This window comes from bacterium, from assembly GCA_019637795.1.
GTDB lineage: Bacteria > Desulfobacterota > Binatia > HRBIN30 > CADEER01 > JAHBUY01.
This window is the reverse complement of record JAHBUY010000002.1, coordinates 889490-906601: the sequence shown is the minus strand read 5'-3', so window position 1 is coordinate 906601 and position 17112 is coordinate 889490. Positions and strand designations below refer to the sequence as shown.

The window sequence follows — 17112 nt, the reverse complement described above, 5'->3', positions numbered from 1 at the left end:
GGTTCCGGCATGGCGTCTAGCGGCGCGCGAGACGTCGCAGGTGGGCGAGCGTCGACGCCGGCACCGGATCGATGCGGGCGAGGCGGCGCGCGCGGTCGGGCGAGCCGGCGAGGATCTGCAGCGCCGTTCGGCACGCGGACTCGACCGCGCGGGCGCGCTCCTCGAGCGAGCGCGCCCGCCAGGACTCGCCCTTCTCGAGGCGCGGCCAGGGACGCTGGCGGCTCATGCTGGCGGTCTATCGAAAGCCCATCCACGCGACAAGGCATCGCCATACGAGCTCGCCACGTGGCACTTCCGGCGGACGCCGGTCTGGCGATGCCCTCGACCGCTCGGCGAGCACCTGCAGCGTGTTCGACGCCGCCCCGGTGTCCGTGCTTGCCGGGCCTGGTCCATCGCCGCGCGGCGCCTTGCAAATTGAAAATCGATTTGCGATCGGCAAACACATATCCAGCGCGCCCTCGGCGAGGTGCTGCGCGATCGGCTTCGCCGCCATCCGGCGGTGGCGCTCGTCGGGCCGCGGCAGGCGGGCAAGACGACCCTCGCCCGCTCGCTCGGCGGGCGCTACATCGACTTGGAGCAGCCCGGAGAGCGGACTCGGCTCGACATCGAATGGGATCGCCTTGCCGCGGCCGGCGAGCTCCTCATCCTCGACGAGGCGCAGGCCTGACCGGCGGTCTTTCCGCGGCTGCGCGGCGCGATCGATGCCGACCGTCAGCGGTGCGGACGCTTTCTCCTCCTGGGCTCGGTGTCGCCGGGGCTGATGACCCACGTCTCCGAATCGCTCGCTGGCCGGCTGTCGCTGCTCGAATTGTCGCCCTTCGTCCTCTGGGAGGTTCCCTCCGCTGCCGTCACCGACCACTGGCTGTGCGGCGGCTACCCAGACGGAGGCATCCTCGACCCCGGGCGGTGCCCCGAGTGGCAGGACAGCTACCTCGCGCTGCTCGCGCAGCGCGATCTCCCCACGTGGGGGCTTCCCGCGAAGCCGCAGACGATCGATCGCCTGTTGCGCATGACGGCGGCAGTGCACGGGCAGGTGGTGAACCTGTCGCGGCTCGGGCAGAGCCTGGGACTGTCTCATCCCACGGTGGGCAGCTATCTCGACCATCTCGAAGGCGCCTTTCTCGTGCGCCGCTTGCCGCCGTATGCCGGCACTCTGAAGAAGCGATTGATCCGCAGTCCGCGGCTGTGCTGGCGCGACAGCGGGCTGCTGCACGCCTTGCTGGGAACGGCCAGCCGTGACGACCTGCTGGTGCAGCCCTGGGTGGGCGCGAGCTGGGAGGGGTTCGTGATCGAACAGATCCTCACCACCCTGCGCCTCGTCGGCCGGCGCGCGATTCCCTCCTTCCTGCGCACCAGCGACGGCTACGAGATCGATCTCGTCCTCGATCTCGGGCGCGAGCGCTGGGCCGTCGAGGTCAAGCTGAGGTCAGACCCCGATCCCCGGGATCTCGAGCGTCTGGACCGAGCCGCGGACCTGATCCGCGCCCGCCGCCGCTTCCTCGTCTCCCAGACGCCTCGCTCGGTATTCTCCGACCGCCGCGCGTCCTGCGACCTCGCGACATTGCTCGATCACCTGCGCGACGCGGCGCGGGCGTAGCGTCGTCGACGCCGCCGCCGTTCGCGGCGATCAGCCCGCCCCGCGGCGGCCAGAGTCACCGCTCGGGCAGCGCGGCCCGACCGCCAACTCCCACGGCAACGAGCGTCCGCAGGTTCTCCTCACGTTCGCCACGGCGCGCCGGTGACGCGTCGCAGCCGCCGCTGTCGCACTTTCCGCGTTCGCCTCCCCAGCGTCCGTCAACTGACCGACGAAAGGAGGAGAGCGCGATGTCGGATCATGTCGTCGTCGTCCAGCCGCTGCCGCAGGCGGGGGGACAGGCCACCGTGATCATCAACGGCAGCCCGGTGACCGGGATCCATCACGGCACCGGGACCGGGGTGACGGTCGGCAACAAGACCTACTGGTGACGGTGTGCGCCCCCGCCGGGCGACCGGCGGGGGCGCGGAGAGACAACCATGCACACGAGCGTTCACGAGCTTCTGCAGAGCGGACCCGCCGCGCTCCACGAGTGCGGCATCGCCGGCGCGAGCTGTTGGCGATGCCAGGGCCGGCGCACCCGCAACACCATCGTGTGGCGCGACACGGACGACGCCGGCCCCGCCGGTTTCTGAGTCGCCGCGCGCCACCCAGACCGCGTGGGGGAGAGACCATGATCAACGAGATCCTGACGACCAAGGTCGGCCGGTACATCGCCGGCCTGGCGGTGATGGGCTGCCTGGCGCAGTCGGCGCTCGCCGACGCGCCGCCGGCGGCGACGGACCCGGCGGCGCTCGACGTCGCCGGCGTGAAGCTGAACATGACGGTGGACGAGGCCACCGCGGCGCTCCGGCAGTTCGATGCCGGCTATGCCATCGAGCGTCGCTACGCCGATTCCGACAAGGGCTTCGGCTACTACGGGCTGCCGCTCGACAAGCTCCGCGACCAGGAGACCGCCTACCTGGTCGGGCTGCTGGCCGTGAAGGACGACGGCGGCGACCACGAGGAGGTTTTCGTCTACGTCTCGCCCGTGCCCGACAAGGAGCGCGTCGTCTTCGTCGGCCGCGCCAAGCAGTTCGCCCAGCCGCAGCTCGCCGGCGCGCTCGCGGACGGGCTCTTCGCCAAGTATCCGAAGGACACCACGGCCGACCGGCCGGCGAGCGAATACCACGCGCGACGCATCGTCTGGCGCTTCGACGGCCGCGGCCGGATCATGTCCGGCAAGACGGCGGAGGAGCAGGGCATCGACGAGGGCATCGAGTACGCCGAGTACCGCCCGCCGACCACGCCGCAGTTCCTCTCGCTGGCCGACGCGGCGCTCAACGCCGGCACCGGCGGCGGCCGCAGCCCGGGCTACGATCTCTTCCCGAGCTTGCCGCCGCGGGTGAGCGGCAACCAGGGCGTGTCGCTCGACGCGGCCATCGGCTCGCCGCGCGACAACCTGGCGCTCGGCCGCGGCTTCGCCATCGCGCTCTATCGCGGCTCGGACCTCGTGCGCTTCAACGAGCAGGCGAAGACGACTTACAAGGACAAGGAACGCCGGCGCGACGAGGCGCGGCAGCAGCAGGAGATCGAGAAGGCGAAGAGCGCCGCCGGTCCGGCGACGAAGTTCTGAGCGGCAGGAGACGATCATGCGCCGCATCTCGATGATCGACCGCCGCCGCATGCGCTGGGCCACCGTCGCCACGATCGCCCTCGGGCTGCTGATCGGCGTCCGCGGCGCCGCCGCGGCGGATGCGGGGCGTACCCTGGCGCAACCGGCCGACCTCGACCTGTTCTTCCTCGCCTATCGGGCCGCCGGGGTCGAGCCGCCGTTCGCCGCGCTCGCCACGCGCGATCCGAAGGTCAGCCGAGCGGACGAATTCACACGGCAGAAAACCGCGGACGAGGTCGAGCGACAACTGCGCTCCCGCGCCGAGAGCGTTCGCGACGTCAAGTTCCTGCAGGTCAACCTCGATGCCACGATCGGCGAGTACGATCCCAAGTACGGAGAGTTCACCTTCGTCGGCCTCGGCGACGGAACCTACATTCCCTCCGGGTCGCCCTTCGGGGCCGAGGTCCGCATCGCGCTCGCCAACGGTGGCCAGGCGCAGAGCTGGCCGCTCGACGCCAAGGAGGCGGCGGCGGTGCTGCAGCGCAACCGCGGCGAGCGCTTCGTCACGCTGGCGCTGCGCCTCGAGGTGATCGGCGCCCAGCAGCCGGTGGACGGCGTGCCGCTGGTGCTCGAGGCGAAGATCCTCGCCGTCGACGTGATGGCGGGAGATCACAGGACGCGCCTCGGCAAGCTGGCGCTCGAACCGTAGCACCGGCCTTCGCGATCCCCGTTCAGTCGTCATCATTGCCGTGGACGGGCGAATACTCTACACAGCGGCTTCTCTACGATCCTGGGCCATTCAACCATCTACACAACTCACAGGGGAGGGTGATCGATGCGTAACTGGATGATGATGCTCACCGCGGCGTCGGCGTTGTTCGTCAGCGCCTGCCAACCGGTGATGTCGCCGGCGATCGGGCTGTTCTATGCGGACGTGAAAGGGCCGATCGCCGCCACCTCGACCGCCGGGACCAAGCAAGGTCAGTCCTGCGCCCGCTCGATCCTCGGCATCGTCGCCACCGGCGATGCCAGCATCGAGGCCGCCAAGCGCGCCGGTGGGATCCGCGAGGTCTCGTCGGTCGACCATCACACGACCAACATGCTGGGGATCGTCGGCGACTTCTGCACCGTCGTCACCGGCAACTGAACGTCGCCGTCGCACTCAGGATACGGGGCGAGCGCCATCCGGCGCTCGCCCCGTCGTGTCCGGGAATGGCGCGTGACGAGCGCCGCTGCCTCGGGGCACGTGCCCTGTTCGACAGCCGTCCAGAGAACGGCGCGCGCACGCACGGCTCACTGCGCTTCGCACCACTGGCGGATGTGCTCGACGAAGACCGGGCCGAGGTCCTGCAGCTTGCGTTCGCCGACGCCGTAGGCGTGGGCGAAGGCGTCGAGGGAGGTCGGGCGGCGGCGGGCGAGGTCGCGCAGGGTAGCGTCGTTGAAGATGATGTAGGGCGGCACGCCGCGCGCCTCGGCGAGCGCGCGACGGAGCTGGCGCAGGTGGTCGAAGAGGTCGCGGTCGACACCCTCCCACGAGGCGCCGTCGATCCGCGGTAGCGCGGCCGGTTTGGCGCGCGGCTGCACGAGTTGCACCGGGCGCTGGCCGCGCAGCACCTCCCAGGAGGCGGCGTTGAGGCGCAGCACCGGGCGGTCGCCGGCGGTGCGTTCGAGCAGGCGCTGGTCGACGAGCTGGTGCACCATCGCGGTCACGCCGGGGCGCGGCAGGTCCTTCAGCAGGCCGTAGGTGGAGAGCTGCTGGTGGTTGCGGCCCCGGATGCGCTCGGTGTCGGCGCCGACCAGGATGTCGACGACGTGGGTGACGCCGAACCCCTCGGCGCGCGCCACGGCGGAGAGGATCTTCTGCGCCGTCACCGTCGCATCGCCGACGCCCTCGACCTCCTCGAGGCAGACGTCGCAGGCGCCGCAGCCCTCGCGCTCGTACGGCTGGCCGAAGTACTCGGACAGCGTCTTGTGGCGGCAGGCCAGGCCCGACGCGAGCCGCTGCATGTGGCGCAGGAGCTGCCGCGACGCCTCGATCGCTTCGAGGTCGGCGGCACCGGGCTCGACCTCGCCGCGCGCCGCCGCGGCCTCGCCGGCGCTGCGCTCGAGGAGCCGCTCGATGCGCACCACGTCGCCGCCGGAGTAGAGCAGCACGCACTCCGCCTCGAGGCCGTCGCGGCCGGCGCGGCCGGTCTCCTGCTGGTAGTGCTCGATCGACTTCGGCAGCGCGGTGTGGATGACGCAGCGCACGTCGCTGCGGTCGATGCCCATGCCGAAGGCGACGGTGGCGACGACGACGTCCAGCTTCTCCTCCGCGAACGCCTCCTGGGTGCGGTGGCGCGCGGCCGACTCCATGCCGGCGTGGTAGTGCGCGGCGCGCAGGCCGGCGGCGACCAGGTGCGCCGCCAGCGTTTCGGTGTCCTTGCGGCTCAGACAGTAGACGATCGCCGCCTCGTCGGCGTGGCGGCGCAGCACCTGCAACACCTGGCGCGGCGTGTCGCCGCGCGGCACGACGCGATAGGTGAGGTTCGGCCGGTCGAAGGTGCCGACCAGCAGCAGCGGATCGGCGAGTCGCAACTGCGCCGCGATGTCGGCGCGCACGCGCTCGGTGGCGGTGGCGGTGAAGGCGCGGATGCTGGCGCCGGCGAGGCGCGTCTTCAGCTCGGCGAGCTGGCGGTATTCCGGGCGGAAGTCGTGTCCCCAGTGGCTGATGCAGTGCGCCTCGTCGATGGCGAAGTCGCGCACCCCGGCGCGCTCCAACCAGGCGAGGAAGCGGGGCATCAGCAGGCGCTCGGGGGCGACGAAGAGCAGCCGGTAGCGGTCGGCGGCGAGGCCCGCCTCGACCTCGCGCACCTCGTCGAGGCCCATGCCGCTGTGCAGGGCGGCGGCGGGATAGCCGTTCTCGCGCAGGCCGTCGACCTGGTCCTTCATCAGCGCGATGAGCGGCGAGACGACGACGTCGGTGCGGCCGGCCACCGCCGGCGGCACCTGGTAGCAGAGCGACTTGCCGCCGCCGGTCGGCAGCACCACCAGCGCGTCGCGGCCCTCCAGGCCGGCGGCGATGGCGGTCTCCTGCTGCGGCCGGAGCTGGTCGAACCCCCAATAGCGACGCACCACATCGAGGATCGCATCGCGCTGGGACATGGGGTGGCCGCTACCGGGGCGGCCTGGGCGAGTCAATGCCGCCAGCGACGCGGCGCGGCGACGCTGGAGGCGCGGCGCCGCGACCGGTAGAGTCGCGGACCATGCGCATCCTCGCTCTGCTGCTCCTCCTCGCCTCCACGGCCCACGCCGCCGACACCGCCGCGCCGGCGCACGGCATCGCCATGCACGGCGATCTCAAGTACGGCCCCGGCTTCGCCCACTTCGACTACGTGAACCCCGATGCCCCGAAGGGCGGCGAGCTGCGGCTCTACGGCCTCGGCTCTTTCGACAGCTTCAATCCCTTCATCATCAAGGGCAACCCCGACGACGGCAGCACGCGCATCTACGACACGCTGCTGACCGGCTCGGCCGATGAGCCGTTCAGCGAATACGGGCTGCTGGCCGAGACCGTGGAGACGCCGCCCGACCGTTCGTGGGTCATCTTCCGCCTGCGCCCCGAGGCGCGCTGGCACGACGGCACGCCGATCACCGCCGACGACGTCCTGTGGACGTTCGAGACGCTGCGCAGCAAGGGACAGCCGTTCTACCGCGCCTACTACGCCAACGTGGACCGGGCGGAGAAGCTCGACGAGCGCAGCGTCAGGTTCACCTTCAAGCCGGGCGAGAACCGCGAGCTGCCGTTGATCATGGGGCAACTGCCGGTGCTGCCGAAACACTACTGGGCGAGCCGCGAGTTCGACGCCAGCACGCTCGAGCCGCCGCTCGGCAGCGGGCCGTACAAGGTGGGGAAGTTCGACGCCGGCCGCTGGAGCACCTACGAGCGCGTGCCCGACTACTGGGGAAAGGACCTGCCGGTGAACCGCGGCCGCGCCAACTTCGACACCATCCGCTACGACTACTACCGCGACATGACGGTGGCGCTGGAGGCGCTGAAGGCCGGCGCCTACGACCTGCGCCTCGAGGCGTCGTCGAAGGACTGGGCCACCGCCTACGACTCGCCGGCGCTGCGCGACGGCCGGCTGATCAAGAAGGAGTTCCCGCACTCGCGCCCCGCCGGCATGCAGGGCTACGCCTTCAACCTGCGCCGGCCGCTGTTCCAGGATCGCCGCGTGCGCCAGGCGATCGGCTACGCGCTCGACTTCGAATGGGCCAATCGCACCCTCTTCTACGGCCAGTACACGCGCGCCCGCAGCTACTTCGGCAACTCCGAGCTGGCGGCCAACGGCGTGCCGCAGGGCGCCGAGCTGGCGGCGCTCGAGCCGCTGCGCGACAGGCTGCCGCCGGAGGTGTTCACCACCGAGTACCAGCCGCCGGCCACCGACGGCTCGGGCAACATGCGCGACAACCTGAAGAAGGCCTACGACCTGCTGAAGGACGCCGGCTGGACGGTCGATCCGGCGAGCAAGAAGCTGGTGAACGCGCAGGGCCAGCCGTTCGAGTTCGAGATCCTGCTCATCGACCCGGCCTACGAGCGCATCACCCTGCCGTTCGCCAAGAACCTCGAGCGGCTCGGCATCACGGCGCGCGTCCGCACCGTGGACACGGCGCAGTACAAGAAGCGGACGGACGATTTCGACTTCGACATGGTGATGGCGAGCTGGCCGCAGACCCTGTCGCCGGGCAACGAGCAGCGCAGCTACTGGTCGTCCGCGTGGGCCGACCAGCCCGGCAGCCCGAACATCCTCGGCCTGAAGGATCCGACGATCGACGCGCTGGTCGAACAGGTGATCGCGGCGCCCGACCGCGCCAGCCTGGTGGCCCGCGTCCACGCCCTCGACCGCGCCCTGCAGTGGGGCTTCTACGTGGTGCCCAACTGGTACATCGCCTACGACCGCTACGCCTTCTGGGACAAGTTCGGCCGCCCCGACGTGATCCCGGCGCAGGGCGTGCAGACCGACACCTGGTGGTACGATCCGGCGAAGGCCGCCGCCATCGCCGCCAAGCGCTGATGTCCTCCGCGAACCTCCGCGTCTGCGCCTCTCCGCGTTGAGAGCCACCGGGGCAGCATGCTGGCGTACATCGTCCGTCGACTGCTGCTGATGATCCCGACCCTGCTCGGGATCATGCTGCTGAACTTCGTCATCATCCACGCCGCGCCGGGCGGCCCGGTGGAGCAGATCATCGCCCAGTTGCAGGGCACCGCCGTGTCGGCCACGGCGCGCGTGAGCGGCGGCAGCGGCGAGCTCGCCGGCGGCGCGCGACCGCCGGTGACGGCGACCACCAGCCGCTATCGCGGCGCGCAGGGGCTCGACCCGCAGCTCATCAAGGACCTCGAGCGCCAGTTCGGCTTCGACAAGCCGGCACCCGAGCGCTTCCTGCTGATGCTGCAGCGCTACCTGCGCTTCGACTTCGGCGAGAGCTTCTTCCGCAGCCGCTCGGTGATGGCGTTGATCGCCGACCGGCTGCCGGTGTCGATCTCGCTCGGCCTGTGGACGACGTTGCTCGTCTACCTGATCTCGATCCCGCTCGGCGTCGCCAAAGCGGTGCGCGACGGCTCGCGCTTCGACGTCTGGACCTCCGGCGTGGTGATCGTCGGCAGCGCCATCCCCGGCTTCCTCTTCGCCATCCTCCTCATCGTCCTCTTCGCCGGCGGCAGCTACTGGCAGTGGTTTCCACTGCGCGGCCTGGTGTCGGACGACTGGAGCCAGCTCGACTGGTGGCATCGCATCGCCGACTACTTCTGGCACATCACGCTGCCGGTGCTGTCGCTGGTGATCGGCGGCTTCGCCAGCCTGACCCTGCTGACCAAGAACTCGTTCCTCGACCAGATCAACCAGCAGTACGTGCTGACGGCGCGCGCCAAGGGCCTGAGCGAGCGCCGCGTGCTCTACCGCCACGTCTTCCGCAACGCCATGCTCATCGTCATCAGCGGCTTCCCGGCGGCGCTGATCGGCATCCTGTTCACCGGCGCGCTGCTCATCGAGGTCATCTTCTCGATCGACGGCATCGGCCTGCTCGGCTTCCAGTCGACGGTGCAGCGCGACTACCCGGTGATGTTCGGCACCCTCTACATCTTCACCCTCATCGGCCTGCTCACCAAGCTGGTCGAGGACCTCACGTACATGTTCGTCGACCCGCGCATCGACTTCGAGGGCCGATGAAGAGAAGACTTCACCACGGAGGCACGGAGGCACGGAGAGCAATCACGGAGCTCATTCTCCGTGTCTCCGTGCCTCCGTGGTGAAACGCTTTTGACCCCGCTCAATCGGAGGCGGCTGGCGAGCTTTCGCGCCAACCGGCGCGGCTGGTGGTCGCTGTGGATCTTCACGGCCCTGCTCCTCGTCAGCCTGGCGGCCGAGCTGATCGCCAACGACAAGCCGCTGCTCATGCGCTACCAGGGGCGGTTCTACGTGCCGGTGCTGGTCGCCTACCCGGAGACGGACTTCGGCGGTTTTCTCGAAACCGAGGCCGACTACCGCGACCCGGCGGTGCGCGATGCCATCGCCGCCGACGGCTGGATGATCTGGCCGCCGATCCCGTACCGCTACGACACCACGGTGCGCGACCTGCCGGGGCCGGCGCCGTCGCCGCCGACGCGGCGCAATTGGCTCGGCACCGACGACCAGGCGCGCGACGTCCTGGCGCGCCTCATCTACGGCTACCGCCTGTCGGTGCTCTTCGGCCTCATCCTCACCGTCCTCAGCTCGCTGGTCGGCGTCGCCGCCGGCGCCGTGCAGGGCTACTTCGGCGGCTGGATCGACCTGCTGCTGCAGCGCTTCATCGAGATCTGGTCCGGCATGCCGACGCTGTTCCTGCTCATCATCCTCGCCAGCGTCGTCACCCCGAGCTTCTGGATGCTGCTCGGGCTGCTGCTGCTGTTCAGTTGGATGACCCTGGTCGGCGTCGTCCGCGCCGAGTTCCTGCGCGCCCGCAACTTCGATTACGTCCGAGCGGCGCGAGCGCTCGGCGTGCGCGACGCGGCGATCATGCGCCGCCACCTGCTGCCCAACGCGATGACCGCGGCGCTCACCTTCCTGCCCTTCGTCACCAGCGGCGCCGTGGTGACCCTGACGGCGCTCGACTTCCTCGGCTTCGGCCTGCCGCCCGGCTCGCCGTCGCTCGGCGAGCTGCTGCAGCAGGGCAAGAACAACCTGCAGGCGCCGTGGCTCGGCTTCACCGGCTTCACGGTCATCGCCCTGATGCTGACGCTGCTGGTGTTCATCGGCGAAGCCGTGCGCGACGCGCTGGATCCACGGCGAGCGCTGACGGCCGGGCCGCCGGCCGCGGTCAGCGCGCCGCCAGGAGCCGCCGGCGAGGTGGTACCGCCGGCGCATTCGCCCGTCGTCGCTGCCACCGCGGAGCCGCCGCTGCTGCAGATCGAGGATCTGCGCGTCTCGTTCGGCGCCACCGAGGCGGTCGCCGGCATCTCGCTGGCGCTGGCCCGGGGCGAGACGCTGGCCCTGGTCGGCGAGAGCGGCTCGGGGAAGTCGGTGACGGCGCTGGCGATCCTGCAGTTGCTGGTCGCGGCGGCGCGGGTGCGCGGCAGCATCCGTTTCCAGGGGCGCGAGCTGGTCGGCGCCGACGGCGAGACCATGCGGGCGATCCGCGGCGATCGCATCGCGATGATCTTCCAGGAGCCGATGACGTCGCTGAACCCCCTGCACACCATCGAGCGGCAGATCGCGGAGACGCTCACCCTGCACCGGCAGTTGGCGCCCGCGGCGGCGCGGGTCGAGACGCTGTCGCTGTTGCGGCTGGTCGGCCTGAGCGATCCCGAGCGGCGGCTCGGCGCCTATCCGCACGAGCTCTCGGGCGGGCAGCGGCAGCGGGTGATGATCGCCATGGCGCTGGCCAACGAGCCCGACATCCTGATCGCCGACGAGCCGACGACGGCGGTCGACGTGACCATCCAGGCGCAGCTCCTGGCGCTGCTGCAGGCGCTGCAGCGGCGGCTGGGCATGGCGATGCTCTTCATCACCCACGACCTGTCGATCGTGCGCGCCATCGCCGATCGGGTCTGCGTCATGCAGCGCGGTCGCATCGTCGAAACGGGCCCCGTGGACGCGGTCTTCGCGGCGCCGCGGCATCCCTACACCCGCGCCCTGCTGGCGGCGCAGCCATCGGGCGCCCCGGCGCCGGTGCCGGCGGAGGCGCGGCCGCTGCTGCGGTGCGACGACCTGCGCGTCTGGTACCCGATCCGCGCCGGCGTGCTGCGCCGCGTCGTCGATCACGTGCGGGCGGTGGACGGCGTGACGCTGACCCTGCGCGAGGCCGAGACGCTCGGCGTCGTCGGCGAGAGCGGCTCCGGCAAGAGCACGCTCGGCTTCGCCATCCTGCGGCTGGTCGACAGCCGGGGCGCGATCGAGCTCGACGGCCGCGACCTGGCGGCGCTGCGCGGCGGCGCGCTGCGGCCCCTGCGCCGCGAGCTGCAGATCGTCTTCCAGGATCCCTACGGCTCGCTCAGCCCGCGCCTCTCGGTGGGGCAGATCATCGAAGAGGGACTGCGGGTGCACGGCGTCGGCGCCAGCGCCGCCGAGCGCGAGGCGCGCATCATCGAGGCGCTGCGCGAGGTCGACCTCGACCCCGACACCCGCCACCGCTACCCGCACGAGTTCAGCGGCGGCCAGCGCCAGCGCATCGCCATCGCCCGTGCCCTGGTGCTGCACCCGAAGCTGGTGGTGCTGGACGAGCCGACGTCGGCCCTCGACGTCTCCATCCAGGCGCAGATCGTCGGCCTGCTGCGCGACCTGCAGGCCCGTCATCGCATCGCCTACCTGTTCATCAGCCACGACCTGCGAGTCATCCGCGCCATGAGCCACCGCATCCTGGTGCTGAAGGACGGCGTGGTCGTCGAGCAGGGCGACGCCGCCACGGTGCTCGCCTCGCCGCAGGCCGAGTACACGCGCACGTTGCTCGCGGCGGCCCTCGCCTGAGGGCGCCGCGCGCGGCGGCCCTCAGCCGACCATCTTCTTGCCGCCGGCGTGGATGGGGAAGTCGGGGTAGGCGATGGCGCCCATCTCCGGTCCGTCGAGGCCCTCGAGCTCGACCTCGGCGTCGACGCGCAGCGGCGTGATCATGTCGCTCACCTTGAACCAGGCGTAGGCCATCGCGAAGCCGAAGACGGCGATGGTGATGACGCTGACGAGCTGGGCGATGAACTGCGAGACGTCGCCGTAGAGCAGGCCGCGGACGCCGTCGGCGCCGTAGGCGCTCACCATCGAGTCGCGGACCACGCCGTTCCAGCCGGCGCCATAGGCGCCGTTGGCGAAGATGCCGAGCGACAGCACGCCCCAGGCGCCGTTGGTGCCGTGCACCGAGATGGCGCCGCAGGGGTCGTCGATGCCGCGGTGCTCGAAGAAGAAGACGCTGTAGACGACGAGCACGCCGGCGATGAAGCCGATGACGCCGGCCGCCCAGGGATCGACGAAGGCGCAGGGGGCGGTGATCGCCACCAGACCGGCGAGCATGCCGTTGCAGAGCATGGTCGGGTCGGGCTTCAGCCCCTTCCGCATCAGGGCGACGTAGGCGCCCATCGTCGAGGTGACGCTGGCGAGCATGGTGTTCACGACCACGAAACTGATGCGCAGGTCGGTGCCGGAGAGCGTCGAGCCGGGATTGAAGCCGAACCAGCCGAAGGCGAGGACGAAGGTGCCCAGCACCACCATCGGGATGCTGTGGCCGGGGATCGCCTGTGGCTTGCCATTGATGAACTTGCCGATGCGCGGTCCGATGACGATCGCGCCGGCGAGTCCGATGATGCCGCCCATCATGTGCACGACGCCGGAGCCGGCGAAGTCGACCCCGCCGTGTCCGAGGCCCAGGTTGCCGCCGAGCTGCGCGATCCAGCCGCCGCCCCACACCCAGTTCGCGTACAGGCAGTACGGCAACGCCACCCACAAGCCGTAGAGCATGAAGTTCTTCCACGCCCAGCGCTCCGCCATGGCGCCGGTCGGGATGGTCGCGGTGGTGTCCATGAACACCATCATGAAGAAGAACAGCGCCATGACGCTGACGTCGCCGACGTCGGGGCCGAGAAAGAATCCCTTGGTGCCGAGGATCCCCCAGCCGCCGATCGTGATCCCGGAATTGAGCACCGAGAGGCCCGGACCGAGCGATGCGTACCAGCCGGGCGCCACCGGGCCGTTCCACCAGTTGCCCCAGCCGATGGCGAAGCCGTAGACCCAGAAGGCGATGCAGCCGAGCGGGTAGATCATGAAGTTCATGCCCGCCGTGTGGGCGGCGTTCTTGGCGCGGATCAGCCCGGTCTCGACGAACATGAAGCCGGCCTGCATGAACATCACCAGGAAGCCGGTGATCAGCGTCCACATGAAGTTGATCGCGAAGAGGTTGTGGGCGACGCGATCGTAGACGTCGGCGATCGTCAGCTTGGCCGGATCGTCGGCGCCCGACGCCGGCGCCGCCCACACGCCCGCCGCGCCACCGCCCGCATCCGGCCACAGGGGCTGCGCTTCATCCGGGCTGGTGGCCGTGAAGTACGGCGGAAGGTTCGGCGCCTCCGCGTCGGCACGGGCCGGCGCGAATCGCGCCAGTGCCAGGGTCGACAGGGCCAGGGCGAGGACGAGCGTCAACGGGCGTCGGAGCATTCGCGGGTCTCCTTGTCTCGTGTGCTGGGCGGCACACGCAGATGAGCAACCGCGATGCCATGTCTCTATCGGAAGATGGAGCCATGGCCGAGCCGGAAGTTGCAGAACCTGGCCGTGCCCACGTTTTGGGTAGCCGTGCCCAGAGAACGAGCAGCGGCCACGTGGCCGGCTTGGGGAAACGCGACGACCGCCCACCGACCGTCGGCTGAACGGTGGCGGGGCGACGATTGCCTCCGCGCCCCTCCGTGTCCCCCTGGCGGTGGGCTGCGGTGGGCTTATGTCGCGATGCGGATCGCGGTCTCGCGCGCCCAGCGGTAATCGGCTTTCCCGGCCGGGCTGCGGACGATGCGGTCGACGACCACCACCTGCTTGGGGGCCTTGTAGGCGGCGAGGCGGTCGCGGGCGGCGGCGATCAGCTCCTTCTCGCTGGCGCTGAGGCCGCCGCCGAAGGCGACGACGGCGACGATCCGCTCGCCCCACTGCTCGTCGGGGATGCCGACCACGGTGCAGTCCTCGACCGCCGGGTGCAGCTTCAGCGCCTCCTCGACCTCCTCGGGGAACACCTTCTCGCCGCCGGTGTTGATGCATACCGAGCCGCGGCCGAGCAGGGTGATGCTGCCGTCGGCCTCGACCCGGGCCCAGTCGCCGGGCAGGGAGTAGCGGACGCCGTCGATGACCTTGAACGTGCTCGCGGTCTTCGCCTCGTCCTTGTAGTAGCCGAGCGGGATGCCGCTGTCGGCGGCGACCGCCACCATGCCGATCTCGCCGCTGCCCGGCGCGACGGCGCGCCCATCCTCGGTGAAGACGCGGGTGGTCGGGTTGAGCTGGAACTTGGCGGTCTCGAGCTCGGTGCCGGCGGTGGAAATCATCATCCCGATGCCGGTGGCCTCGCTGGAGCCGAGGCCGTCGATCAACATCGGCACGCCGCGGTCGAGGAAGGCCTGCTTGAACGGCGGGGTCCACATCACGCCGCCGGAGACGATCACCATGAGCGAGGAGATGTCGTAGGGCGTGCCCGCCGCCTCCGCCTCCTCGAGCGCCCGCACCATCGGCCGCGCGAAGGCGTCGCCGACGATGACGCACATCGCCACCTTGTGCTCCTGCACCAGACTCCACAGCTCGTGGGCGTCGAACGAGCGCTTGGCCAGGCTGACCACCGTCGAGCCGACCAGCAGGCGGCCCATCGAGGTGAACCAGGCCATGCCGTGCATCAACGGCGCCGCCGCCAGCAGCGGGCCGGACAACCCCATCTCGCGCATGCGCTTGGCCAGAACGCCGGCCTCGGCGGCCGTCGCCGGCACCTCGCCGATCGCCTGGTAGCTCTGCGACAGGACGCGGAAGAGGTCGCGATGCCGCCACATCACGCCTTTCGGCAGGCCGGTGGTGCCGCCGGTGTAGAGGAAGATGAGATCGTCGGGCGAGCGCTCGATGCGCGGCGCCGGATCGTGCGCGGCGACCAGGGCCTCGAAGTCGTGCGCGCCGGGGAGCAGCGGCACGCGGTCGGCGTCGGTGGTGGCGACCTGGATGAGCAGGCGCAACGCGGGCAGCCGGTCGCGCACCGCCTGCACCCGCTCGGCCAGCGCGCCATGGTAGATCACCACCTCGGCGTCGGCGTTCTCGAGCAGGTAGTGCAGCTCCTCCGCGAGGTAGCGGTAGTTCACGTTCACCGGCACGGCGCGCAGCTTGAACGCCGCCAGGCAGGCTTCGAGGTACTCGTTGGCGTTGTACAGGTACAGCGCCACCTTGGTGTCGTGGCCGACGCCGTGCGCCTGGAGGGCGCCGGCGAGGCGCGCGGCGCGCCGCTCGAACTCGCCGAAGGACTCGCGCTGCGCGTCGTGGCACAGCGCGGTCTCGCCGCCCAACTGGTCGGCCACCGCCTCCCAGGCATCCCCCAGATTGATCGTCATGGCTCTACCTCTGTTCGCTCGGAAACGTCTTCAGCAATTCGCCCACGCTGTCGATGGCGCGCCGGTCGCGCTGCGGCGCGTCCATCGCCACCGCGGTGCGGCCGCGCCAGAGCAGCGTGCGGCTGGCGGCGTCGTACGCCTCGAAGGTGATCGTCGCCTGCTCGTAGCCGAGCGAGAAGGCGTTGAACAACGGCTTGGTGCCGCCGGCATCGCGATAGTAGAAGTAGTCGCCGATCGTGTCGGAGTACTTCTCGCCGACGTCGGTGCGCAGCAGGACCAGCAGGTCGGGCGCGCTGTCGCTGCGGATGTAGCCCTTGCGGGCGAGCTCGTTCTGCGCCGTGGTCACGACCTGCCATTCGAACACCTGGAGCTGCGGCTCGTGGTCGGCGGACTTGCGGTCCGGCGGCGGCGTCATCCAGGCGTAGGTCCGATACCCGGCCAGGGTCTGCCGCGACGACGCGTCGACGTGGACGGGGATCTTGGGGGCGCAGGCGAGCAGCAGCAGCGGCGACAGGCCGATGGCCACGCGCCTCGCGAGGGCGCCGCGCGCCATGCGATCCACCCGCGCCGCCATCTCACCCCTCGTACGGCCCGTGCCCCGAGAGGTTCAGCGCCGCGGTCAGCCCGCCGTCGATCACCACCGCGGCGCCGGTCATCGCCGAGGCCTCGTCGCTGACCAGGAAGGCGACGACGTTGGCGATCTCCTCCGGCCGGATCAGCCGGCCGAGCGCCGACAACTGCTCCATCTCGGCCCGCGAGCGGCGGGCGAACTGCTCCATGAGCTGGTACAGCGGCGTCTCGACGATGCCGGGGCAGATGGCGTTGGCGCGGATGCCCTTGCGCCCGTACTCGATGGCGACGTTGCGGGTCAGGTTGACGACGCCCGCTTTGGCGGTCGCGTAGGGCGAGGCCATCATCTCGCCGCCGAAGGCCTCGATCGAGGCGGTGTTGACGATGGCGCCGCCGCCGCGCCGCAGCAGGGCCGGCAGCGCCGCCTTGCAGCCGTAGAAGACGCCGTCGAGCATCACCTGCAGGCTGCGCCGCCAGATCTCGACGTCGATCTCGTGCACCCAGCCGCCGCCCGACCAGATGGCGTTGTTGTGGATGATGTCGAGACCGCCGAAGCGCTCCTCGGCGAAGGCGACCGTCGCCGCGAGGTCCGCCGGTTCGCCGACGTCGCAGTGGCGGTAGGCGGCGCGCGCTCCGATCGACGCCACCACCTGCTCGCCGAGGTCGTCGTTGATGTCGGCGCAGACGACCGCCGCGCCGTCCGCCGCCAACCGGCGCAGCGTCGCCGCGCCGATGCCCGAGGCGCCGCCGGTCACGATCGCCACCCTGCCCGCGAGCCGCATCGCCCGACCATGGCACAGCCGCCGAGCGGAGGAAAACTTCGCCGCCGGAGGCTCGCCTCGAGGCGGCGGCCCCCGC

General features: G+C 70.7%; 16 protein-coding genes. 10 read left to right on the top strand and 6 right to left on the bottom strand.

The window, feature by feature from the left end; all coding sequences use genetic code 11:
* Window positions 1–16: 16 nt before the first annotated feature.
* Complete coding sequence (locus tag KF840_09225) at window positions 17–226, bottom strand: hypothetical protein (protein ID MBX3025078.1); 210 nt, start codon at window positions 224–226, stop codon at window positions 17–19.
* 240 nt (window positions 227–466) lie between these two features.
* Here KF840_09225 and KF840_09220 point away from each other — a divergent pair, with 240 nt between their 5' ends.
* The 7 genes from KF840_09220 to KF840_09190 all read left to right on the top strand — a co-directional run bounded on the left by KF840_09220 (window position 467) and on the right by KF840_09190 (window position 4275).
* A complete protein-coding gene (locus tag KF840_09220) occupies window positions 467–667 on the top strand; it encodes a hypothetical protein (GenBank protein MBX3025077.1) in 201 nt (66 codons plus the stop codon).
* Window positions 668–760: 93 nt separating this feature from the next.
* A complete protein-coding gene (locus KF840_09215) occupies window positions 761–1597 on the top strand; it encodes a DUF4143 domain-containing protein (protein MBX3025076.1) in 837 nt (278 codons plus the stop codon).
* A 227-nt stretch (window positions 1598–1824) separates the two neighbouring features.
* Window positions 1825–1965 carry a hypothetical protein gene (locus KF840_09210; GenBank protein ID MBX3025075.1) on the top strand — a complete coding sequence of 47 codons (141 nt, stop codon included), beginning with the start codon at window positions 1825–1827 and terminating at the stop codon, window positions 1963–1965.
* Window positions 1966–2013: 48 nt separating this feature from the next.
* A complete protein-coding gene (locus KF840_09205; protein ID MBX3025074.1) occupies window positions 2014–2169 on the top strand; it encodes a hypothetical protein in 156 nt (51 codons plus the stop codon).
* 38 nt (window positions 2170–2207) lie between these two features.
* Window positions 2208–3149 (top strand): hypothetical protein, encoded by a 942-nt coding sequence (locus tag KF840_09200; protein ID MBX3025073.1) that lies wholly within the window; start codon window positions 2208–2210, stop codon window positions 3147–3149.
* A 16-nt stretch (window positions 3150–3165) separates the two neighbouring features.
* Window positions 3166–3837: a hypothetical protein gene (locus KF840_09195; GenBank protein ID MBX3025072.1), complete on the top strand. Its 672-nt coding sequence runs from the start codon at window positions 3166–3168 to the stop codon at window positions 3835–3837.
* 126 nt (window positions 3838–3963) lie between these two features.
* Window positions 3964–4275: a TRL-like family protein gene (locus tag KF840_09190; GenBank protein ID MBX3025071.1), complete on the top strand. Its 312-nt coding sequence runs from the start codon at window positions 3964–3966 to the stop codon at window positions 4273–4275.
* A 146-nt stretch (window positions 4276–4421) separates the two neighbouring features.
* Here the strand turns inward: KF840_09190 and KF840_09185 are convergent, their stop codons facing one another.
* A complete protein-coding gene (locus tag KF840_09185; protein MBX3025070.1) occupies window positions 4422–6272 on the bottom strand; it encodes a RecQ family ATP-dependent DNA helicase in 1851 nt (616 codons plus the stop codon).
* Between the two features lie 101 nt (window positions 6273–6373).
* Between KF840_09185 and KF840_09180 the strand changes: the two genes are divergently transcribed.
* The 3 genes from KF840_09180 (at window position 6374) to KF840_09170 (ending at window position 12106) form a co-directional block, all read left to right on the top strand.
* Window positions 6374–8182, top strand: coding sequence for an ABC transporter substrate-binding protein (locus KF840_09180; GenBank protein ID MBX3025069.1), 1809 nt, complete (start codon window positions 6374–6376; stop codon window positions 8180–8182).
* Between the two features lie 57 nt (window positions 8183–8239).
* Complete coding sequence (locus KF840_09175; GenBank protein MBX3025068.1) at window positions 8240–9334, top strand: microcin C ABC transporter permease YejB; 1095 nt, start codon at window positions 8240–8242, stop codon at window positions 9332–9334.
* Between the two features lie 1038 nt (window positions 9335–10372).
* Window positions 10373–12106 carry a dipeptide ABC transporter ATP-binding protein gene (locus KF840_09170; GenBank protein MBX3025067.1) on the top strand — a complete coding sequence of 578 codons (1734 nt, stop codon included), beginning with the start codon at window positions 10373–10375 and terminating at the stop codon, window positions 12104–12106.
* Between the two features lie 21 nt (window positions 12107–12127).
* Here the strand turns inward: KF840_09170 and KF840_09165 are convergent, their stop codons facing one another.
* The 4 genes from KF840_09165 to KF840_09150 all read right to left on the bottom strand — a co-directional run bounded on the left by KF840_09165 (window position 12128) and on the right by KF840_09150 (window position 17036).
* Window positions 12128–13777 carry an ammonium transporter gene (locus KF840_09165; GenBank protein MBX3025066.1) on the bottom strand — a complete coding sequence of 550 codons (1650 nt, stop codon included), beginning with the start codon at window positions 13775–13777 and terminating at the stop codon, window positions 12128–12130.
* Window positions 13778–14052: 275 nt separating this feature from the next.
* Window positions 14053–15684, bottom strand: a complete 1632-nt coding sequence (locus KF840_09160) for an acyl-CoA synthetase (protein ID MBX3025065.1) — start codon at window positions 15682–15684, stop codon at window positions 14053–14055.
* A gap of 4 nt (window positions 15685–15688) precedes the next feature.
* Window positions 15689–16258 (bottom strand): DUF4136 domain-containing protein, encoded by a 570-nt coding sequence (locus KF840_09155; GenBank protein MBX3025064.1) that lies wholly within the window; start codon window positions 16256–16258, stop codon window positions 15689–15691.
* 1 nt (window position 16259) lies between these two features.
* The gene (locus KF840_09150; GenBank protein MBX3025063.1) at window positions 16260–17036 is read right to left on the bottom strand and encodes an SDR family oxidoreductase; all 777 of its coding nucleotides are present in this window, start codon (window positions 17034–17036) and stop codon (window positions 16260–16262) included.
* Window positions 17037–17112 lie beyond the last annotated feature (76 nt).

Bases quoted from the DNA above. Each gene is read 5' to 3' on its own strand.
- KF840_09190 (MBX3025071.1), top strand. From the start codon at position 3,964: ATGCGTAACTGGATGATGATGCTCACCGCGGCGTCGGCGTTGTTCGTC.
- KF840_09215 (MBX3025076.1), top strand. From the start codon at position 761: ATGACCCACGTCTCCGAATCGCTCGCTGGCCGGCTGTCGCTGCTCGAA.
- KF840_09160 (MBX3025065.1), bottom strand. From the start codon at position 15,684: ATGACGATCAATCTGGGGGATGCCTGGGAGGCGGTGGCCGACCAGTTG.
- KF840_09170 (MBX3025067.1), top strand. From the start codon at position 10,373: ATGCTGACGCTGCTGGTGTTCATCGGCGAAGCCGTGCGCGACGCGCTG.
- KF840_09165 (MBX3025066.1), bottom strand. From the start codon at position 13,777: ATGCTCCGACGCCCGTTGACGCTCGTCCTCGCCCTGGCCCTGTCGACC.
- KF840_09200 (MBX3025073.1), top strand. From the start codon at position 2,208: ATGATCAACGAGATCCTGACGACCAAGGTCGGCCGGTACATCGCCGGC.
- KF840_09225 (MBX3025078.1), bottom strand. From the start codon at position 226: ATGAGCCGCCAGCGTCCCTGGCCGCGCCTCGAGAAGGGCGAGTCCTGG.
- KF840_09175 (MBX3025068.1), top strand. From the start codon at position 8,240: ATGCTGGCGTACATCGTCCGTCGACTGCTGCTGATGATCCCGACCCTG.
- KF840_09185 (MBX3025070.1), bottom strand. From the start codon at position 6,272: ATGTCCCAGCGCGATGCGATCCTCGATGTGGTGCGTCGCTATTGGGGG.
- KF840_09155 (MBX3025064.1), bottom strand. From the start codon at position 16,258: ATGGCGGCGCGGGTGGATCGCATGGCGCGCGGCGCCCTCGCGAGGCGC.
- KF840_09180 (MBX3025069.1), top strand. From the start codon at position 6,374: ATGCGCATCCTCGCTCTGCTGCTCCTCCTCGCCTCCACGGCCCACGCC.
- KF840_09150 (MBX3025063.1), bottom strand. From the start codon at position 17,036: ATGCGGCTCGCGGGCAGGGTGGCGATCGTGACCGGCGGCGCCTCGGGC.
- KF840_09205 (MBX3025074.1), top strand. From the start codon at position 2,014: ATGCACACGAGCGTTCACGAGCTTCTGCAGAGCGGACCCGCCGCGCTC.
- KF840_09210 (MBX3025075.1), top strand. From the start codon at position 1,825: ATGTCGGATCATGTCGTCGTCGTCCAGCCGCTGCCGCAGGCGGGGGGA.
- KF840_09195 (MBX3025072.1), top strand. From the start codon at position 3,166: ATGCGCCGCATCTCGATGATCGACCGCCGCCGCATGCGCTGGGCCACC.